The sequence below is a fragment of the Sphingomonas sp. NFR04 genome (assembly GCF_900114095.1).
Lineage (GTDB): Bacteria > Pseudomonadota > Alphaproteobacteria > Sphingomonadales > Sphingomonadaceae > Sphingomonas.
Genome location: NZ_FORV01000002.1, coordinates 560676 through 574986 on the forward strand (window position 1 = coordinate 560676; position 14311 = coordinate 574986).

Consider the following 14311-nt stretch of genomic DNA (forward strand, 5'->3'; position numbering starts at 1 on the left):
CGCGGTCAGCGCCGCGCCGCCATCGGCATCGTGTTGCCCTGCACGCCCACCTTGCCGACGCGCACCTCGCGCCGCAGCAGCCGCTCGTGCAGTTGCTCGCTCCACTGCGCGGCCACGGCGGGCGGGACGGCGGCCGAGGGGATCAGCAGCACATTGACCTGCCCCGCCAGGTCATGCCCCAGCACTGCGCCCTCCACCTTGTAGCTGCCCAGCGGCAGCGAGAGATGCACCTCGGGCTGTGCCGTCTTGCTGACCTCGGCAATGGCGGCGGCGATGCGGTCGAGCTGGGCATGCTGTGCGGGGTCGACGGCGCCCGCCGCGGAGGGCCGTGCCGCCACCGCGAGCGCGGCGAAGTCGCGGGGCGCGATCATCGCCGCCGGAGCGTCGGCCTTGTCCATGCCCGGATCCTTGGCCGCCCGCTTGCCGGCGTGGCGGGAAAGCGCATCGGCGAACGCCTTGCGCTGCTTGGGCGCGGCTTCGGGCTCGCCCTTGGCTGGAGCATCGCGGGGCGTCGGCGCAGGCTTGGCCTGAACCGAACCGCTGGTCGGGGCGCCGTTCATGCCCAGCCTCGCGAGAGCAGAAAGGCGGCGGCTTCGCCATCGACTCGATCCTCGGCACGGCGCTGCTCGGCGCGGCGCAGGGTCTGGTGATGCGCGGCAACGCTTTCGCTGCGCACCCGGTGCTGTTCGAGCGCGCGGCCGGCGTCCCCCTGCGCATCGACCGCGATCTCGTGCCGCGCGCGCTGGTCGCTGGCGCGAGCCGCCGCGCCGAATTCCTCCGCGATCCGCTGGTCGAGCCAGAGCCGTGTCTGCGGGCAGGCCGGGCTCGCCTGGAACAGCAGCCGGGCATCGCCCCGCGCGCGTTCCGCCATGGTGCGCGCGGCTTCGGCAGCGCTGGCCGCCGCGTGCGCCTGCTCGGCGGCCTCGCGCGCCTCGATCAGCGCGCGCGTGAGGCGCTGCTCACGCATCTGGGCGATGCGCGCCAGCACGGGCGCGCGATTGTCAGCGGGCATGGTCCATCTCCTCGAAAGTGCGCAGCCGGGCGATGCTCTCGCCCAGCGAGGTGCGTTCACTGCCGGACTGGCGCAGATAGGCGGCGATCGCCTGGCGCTCGGCCAGCGCGCGATCGGCCAGCGGATCGCGGCCGGGCTGATATTCGCCGATCTGGACGAGCAGTTCGATCTCGTCGAGCTTGGCCAGCATCGCCCGCAGCCCGTGCGCGGCGCGCTGCTGCGCCCCGCTCGCCAGACGCGGGAACAGGCGCGACAGGCTGCCCAGCACATCGATCGCCGGATAATGGCCGCGCGAGGCGAGCTTACGCGACAGGACGATATGCCCGTCGAGCAGCGAGCGTACTTCCTCGCCGATCGGATCGCCGTCCTCGTCCTCCAGCAGTACCGTATAGAGCGCAGTGATCGCGCCCTCGGCCGCGGTGCCGCTGCGCTCGAACAGCCGCGGCAGCTCGGCGAAGACCGAAGGCGGGAAACCCCGCCGAACCGCCGGCTCTCCCGCCGCCAGCCCGATCTCGCGGAGCGCGCGGGCGAAGCGGGTGACACTGTCCATCAGCAGCAGCACGTGCCGCCCTTCGTCGCGCAGCCCCTCGGCGATGGCGGTGGCGACATGCGCGGCGCGGACCCGCTCCATCGCCGGGCGGTCCGAGGTGGCGACGATCACCACGGAGCGGGCGAGCCCCTCGGCGCCCAGCGTCTCCTCGATGAACTCACGGACTTCGCGGCCGCGCTCGCCGATCAGCGCGATGACGATGGCGTCGCACTGGGCGTTGCGCGCGAGGTTGGCGAGCAGCGTCGACTTGCCAACGCCGGCGCTGGCGAAGATGCCGACACGCTGGCCGATGCCGATCGGCATCAGACCGTCGATGGCGCGGATGCCGGTTTCCATCGCCGCGTCGATCGGGCGGCGGTGCATCGGGTTGGGCGCCTCGCCGTGAATGGGACGGTCGGTGCCGCGGCGCACGCTGCCCAGGCCGTCGAGCGGCTGGAGGCGCGCATCGAGCACGCGGCCGAGCATGTCGGCGCCGTAGGGGACGCGATCCTCGCCGCTGCGCAGGATCACGTCGCTGTGCATCGACAGGCCGCGCAGGTCACCGAGCGGCGTCAGGATCGCCCCGCCATCGGCGAGGCCGATCACTTCCGCCCAGAGCGAGAAACCCGTCTCGGCATCGACGATCTCGCAATTCTCGCCGATCCGCGCGCGCACGCCGGTTACGCGCAGCGTCGTGCCCAGCGCGCCGACGATGCGGCCATGCTGCTCGAACATCGGCGCCGCATCGAGCGCACGCAGCAGGGCCAGCGGATCGCTCATGCCACCCCCCAGCGCTTGGCGAGCGTTTCGAGCTGCACGGAAAGGCTGGCGATCACCTGCCCCTGCTCGGTGCGGATGGCGCAGTCGTGGGCGCCGAGTGCCGGATCGGGGAGGATCGTCACTTCCACCACTTCCGCGAGCCGGGCCGATACCTTTTCGGCCATGTCCGGCGCGACGGCGACGATCACCGCACCTTGCGGCTGCAGCCGATCGAGCGCGCGGGCGACCAGCGCGGGCACCAGCGTCGCATCGTCGAGTTCGCCGAGCACGGCATGCACTGCCGCCAGCGCCGCCTCGGCGATTTCGGCGCGACGAGCCTGCTCTTGCAAATCAATAGCCTTGGAAAACCGCGCAACCTCGCGGGCGAGCAGCTCCTCGATCTCGGCGCGCGCGCTGTGCAATGCGGTGCTGTAGGCCTCTTCCCGCGAGGCATTCGCAACTTCTACCGCCCGCGCCTGCGCCTCGCGCACGGCGCCAAGCAGCGCGACCGCGTCGCTGAAGGACTGGCGCTCCTCGCGCTTGATCACCGCCCGCTCGCTGAACAGCAGCGCGGCATCATCGGCATGGACGAGATGATAGGTCATGCAAGGCTCTCCGCTATGGCATGGGCCCGCGCCAGCAGGTCGCGCGCCATGGCGTCGTCGCGCGCGCCGGGGAACTGGTCCTGCATGGCGAGCGGCAGGGCGGCCTCCAGCAACTGCGTGCCGGCGGCAAGCACCCGCTCCGGCGGCGGCAGCTTTTCCGCGCCGACGATCTCCGGCACCTCGGCTTCGCAGACCGCGTCGAACAGCGGCTCCCCCACGGCTGCCGCCAGCGCTGCCAGCCGCGGGCCGGACAGCTCGGCATCGATCGCCCGGCGGTGGCGCAGCAGCCCCGCCGCCGCCGCGATCCGCGCGCGCTGTTCCTCCGACGCATCGAGCCAGTCCGGCAGCTTGGCGAGATCACCGAACCGCACCGCCGGCTGCCCGCTCGCCCGCCGGGCGAAGCGCGCGCCGCGCCCCTGCCGACAATGCCGGGCGAGCAGCGCCAGCTTGGCGGTCCGCGCCTCCCGGTTCACCGCTGCACCGTGTCCGGCAGGCTGGTCCGGGGTTTCCGCATCCGCCACAGCCCGCGCCCCGCAATCGCCAGCACGATCAGCGCGACCACGCCGATCGCCCCGCGCATCAGCGTCGAGACCGACACCATACCCTCGCTCTCCGGCAGCACCGGTGCCGCTTGGGCGGGCACCATCACCACCGAGACGCGATCATAGGTGAGCCCATCGATCGAGTTGGTAACCAGCGACTTGATCGCGCCCGTTTGGCTGCGCAGGTCGAAGCCGGTGCGGTACTTGACGAACACCGATGCCGCCGAGGGCTTGGCCTCGCGCGACAGCGGATCGGCCTCGGGCATGGTCAGGTGCACCCGCGCCTGGACCACGCCGTCGATGCCGCTGATCGTCCGGCTCAGCTCCTGCGAGAGGCCGTAGATCAGCCGCGCGCGTTCCTCGAGCGGCGTGGAGGTGAAGCCCTCCTTCTTGAACACCGAGCCGAGCGAGTCGTAATCCTCGTGCGGCAGGCCGTGCGCGCGCAGCGTCTCCACCGCGCGGGCGAAATCGGCCTGGTCGACGGCGATGCTCCACTGGTCCTTCTCCCCCGCCACCTTGGTCGCGGTGATGCCGGCCTGGTTGAGCACGGCGATCATCTCGTTGGCGGCCGGTTCGGTGAGCTTGCCATAGACTTCCTGCCGGCTGCAGCCGGCAAGCCCGAAGGCGGCGATCACCAGCAGCGGCGCGGCGATTCGCGCCTGCCAGCGGCGCGCGGGGGCGCGGCCGCTCATTGCTGCTTGAACAATTGCTGCACGCCGTCCGAGCTCCGGTTGGCGATGTTGGAGGTAAGCTGCGCCTGGAACATGAATTCGGAGCATTTCATGTTGAGCTGCACCATCTCGCCCGGCGTCAGCTGGCCGCCGCTGGCCTCGGCCGTCTCGGCATAGCGCGAGACGGCGCGGGCCTGGACGTTCACCTGGTCGAGCGCGTTGAACATGCCCTTCATCGCCGGCGGGATGGGCCCCGCCGCCACGGTGCCCTGCACGCCGCCCATCTTCTCCAGCGCCGCCTGGAAGCGCGCGTCGAACTGCGGCGTGGTGGCGCCGCCGCCATGGCCGCCGGGGGCGAGCAGCTCGAAGGCGCGGGACACGCCGCTCGTGCCCTGCCCCCCGGCCGGCGCGACCAGCGCGCCGATCGCATCGATGCTCATCGTCAATTCTTCCGCGCCATGGTTTCGAGCGCCTTGGAGACGCTGTCGATCGAGCTGTGCGAGCTGTTCGCCATGAAGCTCATCCGCATCGATTCGGTGGTCAGCTGGGTGATGTCGGAGGGCTTGTCGCCGCCCTGGCTCACCACGTCGGACTGGGCGGTGATGGTGTCGGCCTGGGTGTCGAGCGCCTTGCCCCAGGCTTCGCCGAACGCCTCGAACCAGTTGCCCTTGCCGGTGCGGCTTTCGGTGGTGCCCATGTTGCCGAGCGAGGCGATCGTGCCGAGGACGGCGCTGTTGATCGGGTTGGTCATTGGGTGGTCACTCCGTTGGTGTCGCCGCCAGGGGTGGTGGAAGGTGCCGGGGACGGCGGCGTGCTGGGTCCCAGGACGAGTTCTTCGATCCGGCCGTCGCGCTCGAAGCTGGCGCGGCCGTTGCCGATGGCGACGATGCGGTGGCCGGTCGGCACCGTCGCGCCGGCGAACCAGCGCGTGCCGTCGGCGGTGGTAATGTAGCCGGGGTCGCCGTCGACGAAGGTGGCGAGCCCATATTCCGAGCCCGAGAAGAAATATTGCAGGTCGCGGTCGCCGCGCGCGCCATCGGTCGCGAAGTCGACGCGGGTGATGCCGGGCACGTCCTCCTTGATCAGCCGGGCAAGGTCGGCCTGGCGATCGGCGGGAAGGAATTCGGCCTTCACCATCAGCGCATTGCCGCGGCGGGGAATGGCTTCGGCATCGACCCCTTGCGCGCGCAGCAGATCGGTGGCGGCGGCGGCGAGGCCGTCCATCGTCTCGACGTCGAGCGTGGCCGGGCCGAGCTGCTCGGCAACGACTTGGCGCAGCCGGGCGAGCGCAGCGTCGTCCTTGACGATGCCGCGCACGATGGTGCCGTTGCGCGTCTCCTCCACCTTCAGGTCACGGAAGCCCGCCGCGGCGAGCATCGCCTGTTCGCCCGCCGTGTCGTGCAGCTGGCGGGTCGCCCAGCGGACGGCGGGGGGTGCGAAGAGCAAGAGCAGCAGAAGCGCCGCGACGGCCGCGGCGTAGGCGGGCCAGGTGCGATCCAGCGCCAGCGCCCCGCGCATCGGGTACAGCCGCGTCGCCACCCGCTCGGGGATGGCGGCACGCTGCGGCGACAGGACGGGCGCGTCGGCGGCGGCGGGCGCAACCATTGGCGCGAGGCGGATGGCATCGTCCCAGCGCGGGTCCTCTGGCTCGCCGATCGCGACGGCAACCGATCCCACCAGCATCGGCACAAAGGGCGGCAGCGATGCCTGCTCGCCCGCCCCGACCGGACGGCCGAGCAAGGTCACCTGCCCCGCCGCCACCCGAACGGACGCCATGCCCTCGCCCAGGTCGAGCTCCAGCGACACCCCGCGTGCGGAAGGATCGCGCAGCACGATGTCATGCTCGAACCCATGGCCGACGCGAACGAACTTGCCCCGGTGGAGCCGGTGCTCGGCGCCGGAAAGGCGGCCGTTCAGCACCCGCAGCACCATGGTGCCGGGCTTTACCGGGGCGAAGGGCGCGTTCACCGGCGCGCTCCGCGGCGGCGCTTCTGGTGGTGATCGGCGGCGGCCTGGATCTGCTCGATCGGGATCGGGTTGGTCGCGGAGGTCGGCTGCACTGCCGCCGCCTGCTGCTCGCGGCGGGAGACGACGCGCGGGGTGATCAGGAAGATGCGCTCGAAATGCTGGTCGCCCTTCTTGCGCTTGCGAAAGGCCTGGCCGAGGATCGGCACGTCGCCGGCGACCGGCACCTTCGACTTGTAGTCGTAGGAGGTCTCGACCGTCATGCCGCCGATCAACAGGCTCTCGCCCTGCTTCACCACCGCGCTGGTGTTGATGCTGCTCTGCTTCACCGCCGGAATGCCGTCAACGACGAGGCCGGTGGGCGAGCCGTCGAGGATCTCGATCGCCATGCGGGTGCGCAGCTCGCCGCCGTCATAGAGGATCGACGGGTTGACCCGCATCACCATGCCCGCGGTCACCGGGAACAGGTCCACCTGCCGGTCGCCCGCCACGCGCACGTAATACTGCACCTGGTTGTTGAACACGGCGGGGATGTTGTTGAGCGTGCTCAGCCGCGGCCGCGAGATCACGCGCAGCGCGCCGGTCTTCTCCAGCGCGGTGATGCGCGCGGCGAACAGGTCCAAGCCCCCGGTCAGGTACGCAGCGCCGACATTGCCGCTAGAGAAGTTGCTGGCCGGATTGGTCGCGTTGCCGCCGAACAGCGCGCCCAGCCCACCGGTCTTGAAGCCGAAATCGAGCCCCAGTTCCTTGAGCTTGCTGGTGTCCAGCTCGAGGATCGTCGCCTCGATTTCCACCCCGCGCGGCTCGACGTCGAGCGCGCGGACGATGTCCTCATAGACCGTCATCGATTCCGGCCGGTCGCGGATCAGCACGGCGTTGTTGCTCGGGTCGACCTCGACGCGCGGGCCGTTGATGTCGCGCACGGCGGCCTCGCGGACCACCACGGTGTCGAGGCCGGGCGTGCCCTGCTGGTCAAAGCTGCGCTGCGCCTCGTCGGGCGGGACGGCGTTCAGGCCGCGCCCGCCGAGCCGGGGCAGCGACTGGCGCTCGGCTTCGAAATTGCCGCTGGTCGAGACGGTCGCGCTGGGCCGCCCGTCGCCCATCATGCCGCGCAGGATCGAGCCGACACCCGGAATGGTGATGGTGCGGTCGAAGCTCTTCTGGATCGTGTCGTCGGCGCGGGCATAGCGGAGATAGAAGATCCGCACCTCATAGGGCGAGCGCGTGGTCGCGCCGCTCAGCACCTTGGAGCGGAGCGGCGAACTCGCCACCGTCTCCATCGCGGCGGGTCCGAGCAGCGGCGATACGATCGGTGCGTTCGGGGACGTGGCCGAGGCCTGGATCACCGCCGGATTGCCCGCAGTGCCCGCCAGCTGCGCCACCCGGTCGAGAAAGGCGGGCACCCCAGTGGCGCTCACCGAATTGCTCGCGGCGGCAACACGGTTGGCGTCGTCGAGGATGCGCAGCTTCTGGGCGTCGCGCACCACTGCCTCCGGATCGGCGGCGTTGAAGCTGCGCGAGGTGACTTCGGCCGCCGAATAGACCCGCACCACCGCGCCGTCATAATAGGCGACGAGGTTGAACGCCTTGGCGAGCTGGGTCCACACCTGCCGGGGCGTACCGACGAACACGCCGTTGACCTTGCCGGTCACCGCCGAGCTCACCTTGGCCTTGACGCCGGCCTGGCCGAACAGATCGACGACGGCGACATCGACGCGCTGGTTGCGCGCGGTGAGCGTGATCCGCTTCTGCCCCATGGGCGGCGTCTCGGCGGATGCGGCGACAGGCAGCAACGCGGTACAGGCAAGCAGGGCAAGGAAGCGCTGAGCGCGGATCATAGGGAAACCTCGTCCGACATCTGGTTGGTCAGGCTCTCCGGGGCGGCGTTGATCTCGCCGACGATGTCGAGCGGCACGGCCGGGTTGAGCTCGTTGAAGCTGATCACCGGCACCTCGAACAGGTCGCCCGCGATCAGCAGGCGCAGCGGCCGGCGGAGATCCTGCGCGGTGAGGATCGCCCGGGCGCCGCTGCTGGCGACCTGGGTGGAAAGCAGCGCGATCAGCGCGCGCATCTGGTGCGGGTTGATCGCGAGGCGCATCTGGCCGTCCACGGGGGTGACGGTCTGGCGGATCGTCTCCTCCAGATCGGCGCCGACGATCAGCACGCGCAGCCGACCCGCCTCGCACAGCGGCGCGATCAGGTGGCGGCGCATCGCCACGCGGACGCGCTCGGCCATCGGCACGGCTTCGCGTTCATACTGGCCGACTTCGCCGATCGCCTCGATCGCGTCGCGGAAGTTGCGCAGCGGCACGCTCTCCTCGGCGAGCAGGCGCAGCACTTCGCCGATCCGGCCGGTGGGCACCGCGCGCACCGCCTCCTTGACGACCTCGGGATGGGTCTCGCCGAGCCGGTTGAGGTGATCGGTCACCTCCTGCAGTCCGAGGAACAGGCCGAGATTGCGTTCGAGCAGCTGGGCGACGCGCTCCGCCGCGACGTCGGGCAGCGCGCCGGCGTCGCTGGCGCCGCCGCCGAGCGGGGCGTCGTGCGCACTGAGCAGCCATTCGCCCTCGTTGAGACGCGCATCGGGGAGGATGCGCAGGTCGGGGATGGCGATGCCGGTCCGCGTCTGAAGCGCCGCCGCGCCCTCGCGCAGCCGGTCCGCCAGCGGGGCAAAGGCGGGATGCTGCGGCGGCAGGCCTACGGCGAGGCGCAGGGGGTCGACCACGGGCAACGCCTGCGCGGCGATCAGCGTCTCGCCGGTCGCGACTGCCGTCTCGCCTGTCGCCAGCCCCAGCCGTGTCCGCAACCAGGCGCCCGAGGTCGGGTGGAGAAACGCCCCGCCCAGCAGCAACGCGCTCGCCAGCATGAAGAAGATCAGCGTCGGGAAACCCGGCACGAGCCCGAGCAGCATCGCCAGCCCGCCGGCGATCATCAGCACATGCGGCTTGCCGGTGATCTGCCGCGCGATTGCGGGACCGAGATCGGCGTCGCTTTCCTCGTCGGTGGTGCGCGTGACCAGCAGGCCCGCCGCCATCGCCGAGAACAGCGCCGGCACCTGCGCGACCAGCCCGTCGCCGATCGTCAGGATCGAGAAGGTCGTCGCCGCCTCGCCCGCCGACATGCCGTGGTAGAGCATCCCCACCGCCAGCCCGCCGAGCAGGTTGACCAGCACGATGATCACCGAGGCGATCGCATCGCCCTTCACGAACTTCATCGCGCCGTCGAGGCTGCCGTGGAGCTTGCTCTCCATCTCCAGCGTGCGGCGCTTCTCGCGCGCCTCGTCCTTGGAGAGGATGCCCGAACGCAGGTCGCTGTCGATCGACAGCTGCTTGCCGGGCATCGCGTCGAGGCTGAACCGCGCCGCGACCTCGGCGACGCGCTCGGCGCCCTTCGAGATGACGATGAACTGGACGATGGTGATGATCAGGAACACCACCAGCCCGACCACGAGATTGCCGCCCGCGACCATCTGGCCGAACTGCTGGATGATCTCGCCGCCGTCGACATGGGTGAGGATCATCCGCGTCGTCGAGATGCTGATCGCCAGCCGGAACAGCGTGGAAAGCAGCAGCACCGTCGGGAAGGTCGAGAAATCCAGCGGCTTGGTGACGTACATGCAGCTGAGCAGCAGCAGGATGCCCACCGTCATGTTGGTGGCGATGAACGCGTCGAGCGCCAGCGGCGGCATCGGCACGATCATCAGCAGCACGACGGTGACGACGCTGCCGACCAGCAGCATGTCGGCCACGCGCAGGGGCATGCGGCGCAGGCCGCGCAGGATCAGGGCTGAGGCCATGGTCAGCGGCTCCGCGCGGCCTGTTCGGCGAGCAGCCGGCTGTACCGGCCCATCACGCCGGCGACATAGGATTGCGTCTCGCGATAAGGCGGAACGCGGTTGCCGTAGCGCCGCACCGTGCCCTCGCCCGCGTTGTACGCGGCGAGCGTCAGGTTGAAATCGTTGAACCGGCCGTGGAGCTGGCGCAGCAGCCGCGCCCCGCCATCGACATTGGCCTCGGCATTGGATGCCGACACGTTGAGCATCCGCGCCGTGCCCGGCATCAGTTGCATCAGACCGTGCGCGCCGACCGGGCTGCGCGCATCGGCGCGGTAGCGCGATTCCTGGTCGATCACCGCATGGAGCAGCAGCGGATCCACCCGCCGACGTGCCGCGACCCGCTGGATCATCGCATCATAGCGCGTCGCATAGGATAGCGGCCGCATCGCGAGGATCGCGTCGTCCGAGGCAACGGCGGCGGTCAGCGACGCGGGCTCCTGACGGAGCGGCGCGATCGCGGCGACGCGGAGCATGGACGCAGGCTCCGCATCGCGATGCTTTTTGCCCGAGACCAGCTGGAAGGATGCCGCGCGATCGCCCGAGGAACCCTCCTCGGACTCCGGCGCGATCCGCACGTCCTTCGGCATTTCCGCCGGGGTACCCGGCGCAACGACGATGTTGCTGCACCCCTGGAGGGACTGGATCCCCGCCAAAGACGCCGCGCCCGCCACCCGCAAGGTCGCGGTCAGCGCACAGGGCGGTGGCGGCGGGGTCTCGTCCCGCGACCATGCCGCTTGCGGAATAAAGATCGCCGCGCCGCACAGGGCCAGCGAGGATACGCTAAGAACTACTCTACACATTGCATCGCTCCCCAGCCGATGGCGCTCCTGGCCAACAGTTGTCTCAGCACGATGCCCCACAATTCCCGGCCTGCTCGTCCAGGAACACCTATAGGCTGTCGCGATTTTCTTACAATTTCAAGTCGCTATTCAGAAATATTTCGCAGTGTTACGGAGCGACGAAACGAACATATGGAGCGGTGAACTGCGGAACTTTTCTGTTTTGTCAATATGCTGACATTTCTGTAAGCACGATCCGTCGTCGACCAGCAACCATCCGCCGCGACTCGACTCATCGCACATCGTTCAATATCAATAGCTTAGGTGGTTCGTTTGGCACCCGGCACGGATTTTGCCTGTTGCATCCGGGAACCGGTTACAGGATTTTAACGATGTTGCTGCCCCGCCCCACGGGCAGACAATGTGTCGACCTGCTTGACCTGCCACGGCCGCCAGCAACTTCGCTGCGACGTCCGGCAGCAAGAGTTCAACTTCATGGGCCAAGGCAAGGACAGCGCCGACAAGAGCGAGCTCCCGACGCCGAAGCGGCTGCACGATGCGCGCAAGAAGGGTGACGTCGCCAAGTCGAAGGATTTGGCTACCGGCCTCCTTACGCTCGCCTGGCTGCTGCTGTTCGTCGGAGTCTCGGGCTATGCCGCGAGCGAACTCGCGCGCCTCGCCACCGATGTGGTGGCGCAGGCGGCGACCGGTTCGTTCGAGCAGACCGCCCCGGCGATCAGCTGGGACGCGGCCTGGACGCTGCTGCGCATCACCTTTGCCACGCTGGTCCCCGCCGCGCTGATCGGCACCTTCGCCGAATTCCTCCAGGTCGGTCCCATGATGACCACCGAAAAGATGAAGTTCGGGCTGGAGAAGATGAACCCGATCGAAGGCCTCAAGCGGATGTTCGGCAAGGACGGACTGTTCGAACTTGCCAAGACGCTGGTGAAGGCCGCGCTGATCTGCGCGATCGGCTATCTGGTCTATCAGAGCGCGCTCTCCAGTTCCGGCCAGTTGATTCGACTCGCCGCAACCTCGCCCATCGACGAATCGCGCGAAGGTGCCGCGCTGAGCACGATCGGGCTCACCTATTCGCTGACGCTGCAGATGCTGGCGATGGTCGTCGCGGTATTCCTGTTCGTCGCGGTCGCAGACCGGATCTATTCCAAGCACAGCTTCATCAAGAAGATGAAGATGAGCCGACGCGACATCAAGCAGGAGCACAAGGAAAGCGAAGGCGATCCGCAGGTCCGCGCGCTCCGCCGCGACATGCACCAGGAATGGGCGAACCAGAACAATCTCGGTGCCACCCGCGGTGCCGCCGCACTGCTGGTCAACCCCACCCATATCGCCATCGCGCTCAACTATGACGAGGCGACCTGCCCGGTGCCGGTGATCGCCGCCAAGGGCATGGGCGAGCTCGCCGCCGCGATGCGCGCCGAGGCCGAGGAGGCCCGCGTGCCGATCGTCCGCAACGTCGCCGCCGCCCGCAGCCTGTGGGCGCGCGGCGAGATCGGCGAGATCGTCCCCGAGGACATGTTCGATGCGATCGCCGCCGTGATCCTCTGGGCCGCCAAGGCCAAGAACGGCGACGGGCCGATGCAGCACGACATGGATACCGCCGCCCCGCGCCTCGCCGCGCCCCAACGCTGACCAGACCGGAGAACGAACCGCATCATGGGAATCGGAGCCGTCCTATCCTCGATCCTCGCCATCGTCGTGGCGCTTGCCCTGGTATTGGGCATGGCCTGGGGGGTGATCTGGCTGCTGAAGAAGCTGCAGGATCGCCAGTTGGGCGTCGCCGCCAATGGCGAGGGGGAAGCGCCGATCCGCTTCCTCCGCTCGATGCCGCTCGGCCAGCGCGAGCGGGTGGTGCTGATCGAGGCGCGCGGCGAGACGATGCTGGTCGGCGTAACGGCCGGGTCGGTGACGCTGCTCGCCCGCTGGCCCGAGGGACAGGCGCCGGCCAAGCCGCTGCCGGCGCAGGTGCGCTTCTGATGGCGACGATGCTCCGCCTCGACGCGCTGGACCTGCCGCGGGTCGATCCGGCGCGCGACGCGCTGGCCGGTGCCGTCGCGCGGCTGCTCGAGCATGCTGGCTTCGCCGTCGAAATCGTCGCCGCGCCCCCGCGGGGCAGCTGGTTCCGCTGCGCCGACGGCACCCGGTTCCGCCCCGGCGGGGCCGCACTCCATCCCGAGCGGATCGCCGAAGCCGCCACCGCGCTAGACGATGCCGAGCCGATGTTGCTCGCCCTTGAGGAAACGCTCGGCCTGCAGCTCGAACCCGACGATCTCGGGAGCGCGCCGGAAGAGGCTGCGCTCCACTTCGCCCTGCGCCGCGAGGACCAGGACGCCGCGCTGCTGTTGCCATGCGACCATCCGCATGCGGCAAACTGGCGCGCCGAGGCGGACGCGCTCACGCCGCTCGCCGCGCGCCTGCCGGTGCTCGCCCAGCTGCTGGTGCAGGGCCCCCGGCTCGGCGTTGGCGAAGCGGGCGATCTCGCCCCCGGCGATCTGGTGCTGGTCGGCGCCCGCCCCCGCGCCACGCTCGAAGCCCCGCATTTCCGCCAGGCCGGTCAGTTCGACCTCGCCGCCGGCACTTTCACCCCGCATCCCGATGGAGCGCCCATGGAATCCAGCGACGCTGCCCCCTCCCCCCGCGACTTCGCCGTGCCCCTCACCCTCCGCCTGCCCGAGCAGCGGGTCAGCGCCGCGGCGCTTGCCGATCTGCGCCCAGGGGTGGCGCTGCCGCTCGGCCCCGTCGCCGAGGGCATGGCGGTGGAGCTGCTGGTCGCCGGCAGCCCGCTGGCGCGCGGCGAACTGGTCCAGCTCGGCGACCGCTTTGCGGTGCTGATCGAGTCCCGCGTGGATCTCGCCGAAGGCGCGGTCCAGCAGCCGGTGGAGGTGGAGGCGTGAACCTCGCCCAGTTCACCCCCGGCTCGGCGCTGATCACGGTCGTCCTGATCGCGCTCGCTCCGTTCTTCGCGGTGATGGTGACCAGCTTCACCAAGATCGCCGTGGTGCTGAGCCTGGTGCGCAACGCGCTGGGGCTGCAGCAGGTGCCCCCCAACCTCGTGCTCAACGGCCTGGCGCTGATCCTCAGCGTGTTCGTGATGTACCCCACGCTGGAGAAGATGCAGGCCGCCGCCGCTGTCCAGGGCCCGGCCTCTCCCACCATGCCCGGCGATCCGCCCGCGCAGGCCGAGAACCCGATCGAGAGCACCGGCGACATCTTCGCCACCGCCGATCGCGCCAAGGAGCCCTTGCGCGAGTTCCTGGTCAAGCACAGCGACCCGCGCGAGCGCGCCTTCTTCCTGCGCACCCAGCAGCGGATCGGCGATCCCGGCAAGGTGAGCAGCCTGCGCGATACCGATTTCGTGATCGTCATCCCGGCGTTCGTGACGAAGGAGCTCAAGCTGGCCTTCCAGATCGGCTTCCTGATCTTCCTGCCCTTCCTCGTCATCGACATGGTGATCGCCAACATCCTGCTGGCGATGGGCATGATGATGCTGTCCCCGGTCACGATTTCGCTGCCGTTCAAGATCCTTTTGTTCGTGCTGGTCGACGGCTGGGTGAAGCTGAGCCACGGGCTGGTGCTCTCCTATGCCTGAGGAG

The 14311-nt window shown here is 69.7% G+C and carries 16 protein-coding genes; 4 read left to right on the forward strand and 12 right to left on the reverse strand.

Annotated features, from left to right (window positions below; genetic code table 11):
• Positions 1-5: 5 nt before the first annotated feature.
• Genes BM009_RS08835 through BM009_RS22950 form a run of 12 tightly spaced genes read right to left on the reverse strand, consistent with a single transcriptional unit; the run spans position 6 to position 10718 of the window.
• The gene (locus BM009_RS08835; protein WP_093295468.1) at positions 6-560 is read right to left on the reverse strand and encodes a hypothetical protein; all 555 of its coding nucleotides are present in this window, start codon (positions 558-560) and stop codon (positions 6-8) included.
• Entirely contained in the window at positions 557-1012 is a 456-nt protein-coding gene (locus BM009_RS08840; protein ID WP_093295470.1) for a hypothetical protein, read from the reverse strand. The genes BM009_RS08835 and BM009_RS08840 overlap by 4 nt, the downstream gene beginning before the upstream one ends.
• A complete protein-coding gene (locus BM009_RS08845) occupies positions 1002-2321 on the reverse strand; it encodes a FliI/YscN family ATPase (RefSeq protein ID WP_093295471.1) in 1320 nt (439 codons plus the stop codon). The genes BM009_RS08840 and BM009_RS08845 overlap by 11 nt, the downstream gene beginning before the upstream one ends.
• Positions 2318-2905, reverse strand: a complete 588-nt coding sequence (locus tag BM009_RS08850; protein WP_093295473.1) for a FliH/SctL family protein — start codon at positions 2903-2905, stop codon at positions 2318-2320. Before BM009_RS08850 ends, BM009_RS08845 begins: the two co-directional genes overlap by 4 nt.
• Complete coding sequence (locus BM009_RS08855) at positions 2902-3378, reverse strand: hypothetical protein (RefSeq protein WP_093295474.1); 477 nt, start codon at positions 3376-3378, stop codon at positions 2902-2904. The genes BM009_RS08850 and BM009_RS08855 overlap by 4 nt, the downstream gene beginning before the upstream one ends.
• A complete protein-coding gene (gene sctJ, locus BM009_RS08860; protein ID WP_093295476.1) occupies positions 3375-4139 on the reverse strand; it encodes a type III secretion system inner membrane ring lipoprotein SctJ in 765 nt (254 codons plus the stop codon). The genes BM009_RS08855 and sctJ overlap by 4 nt, the downstream gene beginning before the upstream one ends.
• Positions 4136-4558 carry a hypothetical protein gene (locus tag BM009_RS08865; protein ID WP_093295477.1) on the reverse strand — a complete coding sequence of 141 codons (423 nt, stop codon included), beginning with the start codon at positions 4556-4558 and terminating at the stop codon, positions 4136-4138. The genes sctJ and BM009_RS08865 overlap by 4 nt, the downstream gene beginning before the upstream one ends.
• 2 nt (positions 4559-4560) lie before the next feature.
• A complete protein-coding gene (locus BM009_RS08870; RefSeq protein ID WP_093295479.1) occupies positions 4561-4869 on the reverse strand; it encodes a hypothetical protein in 309 nt (102 codons plus the stop codon).
• On the reverse strand, positions 4866-6086 hold the full coding sequence (locus BM009_RS08875; protein ID WP_093295480.1) for a hypothetical protein: 1221 nt from the start codon (positions 6084-6086) through the stop codon (positions 4866-4868). The genes BM009_RS08870 and BM009_RS08875 overlap by 4 nt, the downstream gene beginning before the upstream one ends.
• Positions 6083-7921, reverse strand: coding sequence for a type III secretion system outer membrane ring subunit SctC (sctC, locus tag BM009_RS08880; RefSeq protein WP_093295481.1), 1839 nt, complete (start codon positions 7919-7921; stop codon positions 6083-6085). Before sctC ends, BM009_RS08875 begins: the two co-directional genes overlap by 4 nt.
• Positions 7918-9879: a flagellar biosynthesis protein FlhA gene (locus BM009_RS08885; RefSeq protein ID WP_093295483.1), complete on the reverse strand. Its 1962-nt coding sequence runs from the start codon at positions 9877-9879 to the stop codon at positions 7918-7920. Before BM009_RS08885 ends, sctC begins: the two co-directional genes overlap by 4 nt.
• Positions 9880-9881: 2 nt before the next feature.
• Positions 9882-10718, reverse strand: a complete 837-nt coding sequence (locus BM009_RS22950) for a lytic transglycosylase domain-containing protein (protein ID WP_254772206.1) — start codon at positions 10716-10718, stop codon at positions 9882-9884.
• Between the two features lie 474 nt (positions 10719-11192).
• Here BM009_RS22950 and BM009_RS08895 point away from each other — a divergent pair, with 474 nt between their 5' ends.
• The 4 genes from BM009_RS08895 to sctR are packed head-to-tail and all read left to right on the forward strand — an operon-like array spanning position 11193 to position 14307.
• The gene (locus BM009_RS08895; RefSeq protein ID WP_093295484.1) at positions 11193-12350 is read left to right on the forward strand and encodes an EscU/YscU/HrcU family type III secretion system export apparatus switch protein; all 1158 of its coding nucleotides are present in this window, start codon (positions 11193-11195) and stop codon (positions 12348-12350) included.
• 24 nt (positions 12351-12374) lie between these two features.
• Positions 12375-12695: a flagellar biosynthetic protein FliO gene (gene fliO, locus BM009_RS08900; protein WP_093295485.1), complete on the forward strand. Its 321-nt coding sequence runs from the start codon at positions 12375-12377 to the stop codon at positions 12693-12695.
• A complete protein-coding gene (locus tag BM009_RS08905; protein ID WP_093295487.1) occupies positions 12695-13612 on the forward strand; it encodes a FliM/FliN family flagellar motor switch protein in 918 nt (305 codons plus the stop codon). The genes fliO and BM009_RS08905 overlap by 1 nt, the downstream gene beginning before the upstream one ends.
• Entirely contained in the window at positions 13609-14307 is a 699-nt protein-coding gene (gene sctR, locus BM009_RS08910; protein WP_093295488.1) for a type III secretion system export apparatus subunit SctR, read from the forward strand. The genes BM009_RS08905 and sctR overlap by 4 nt, the downstream gene beginning before the upstream one ends.
• The last annotated feature ends 4 nt before the right edge of the window (positions 14308-14311 follow it).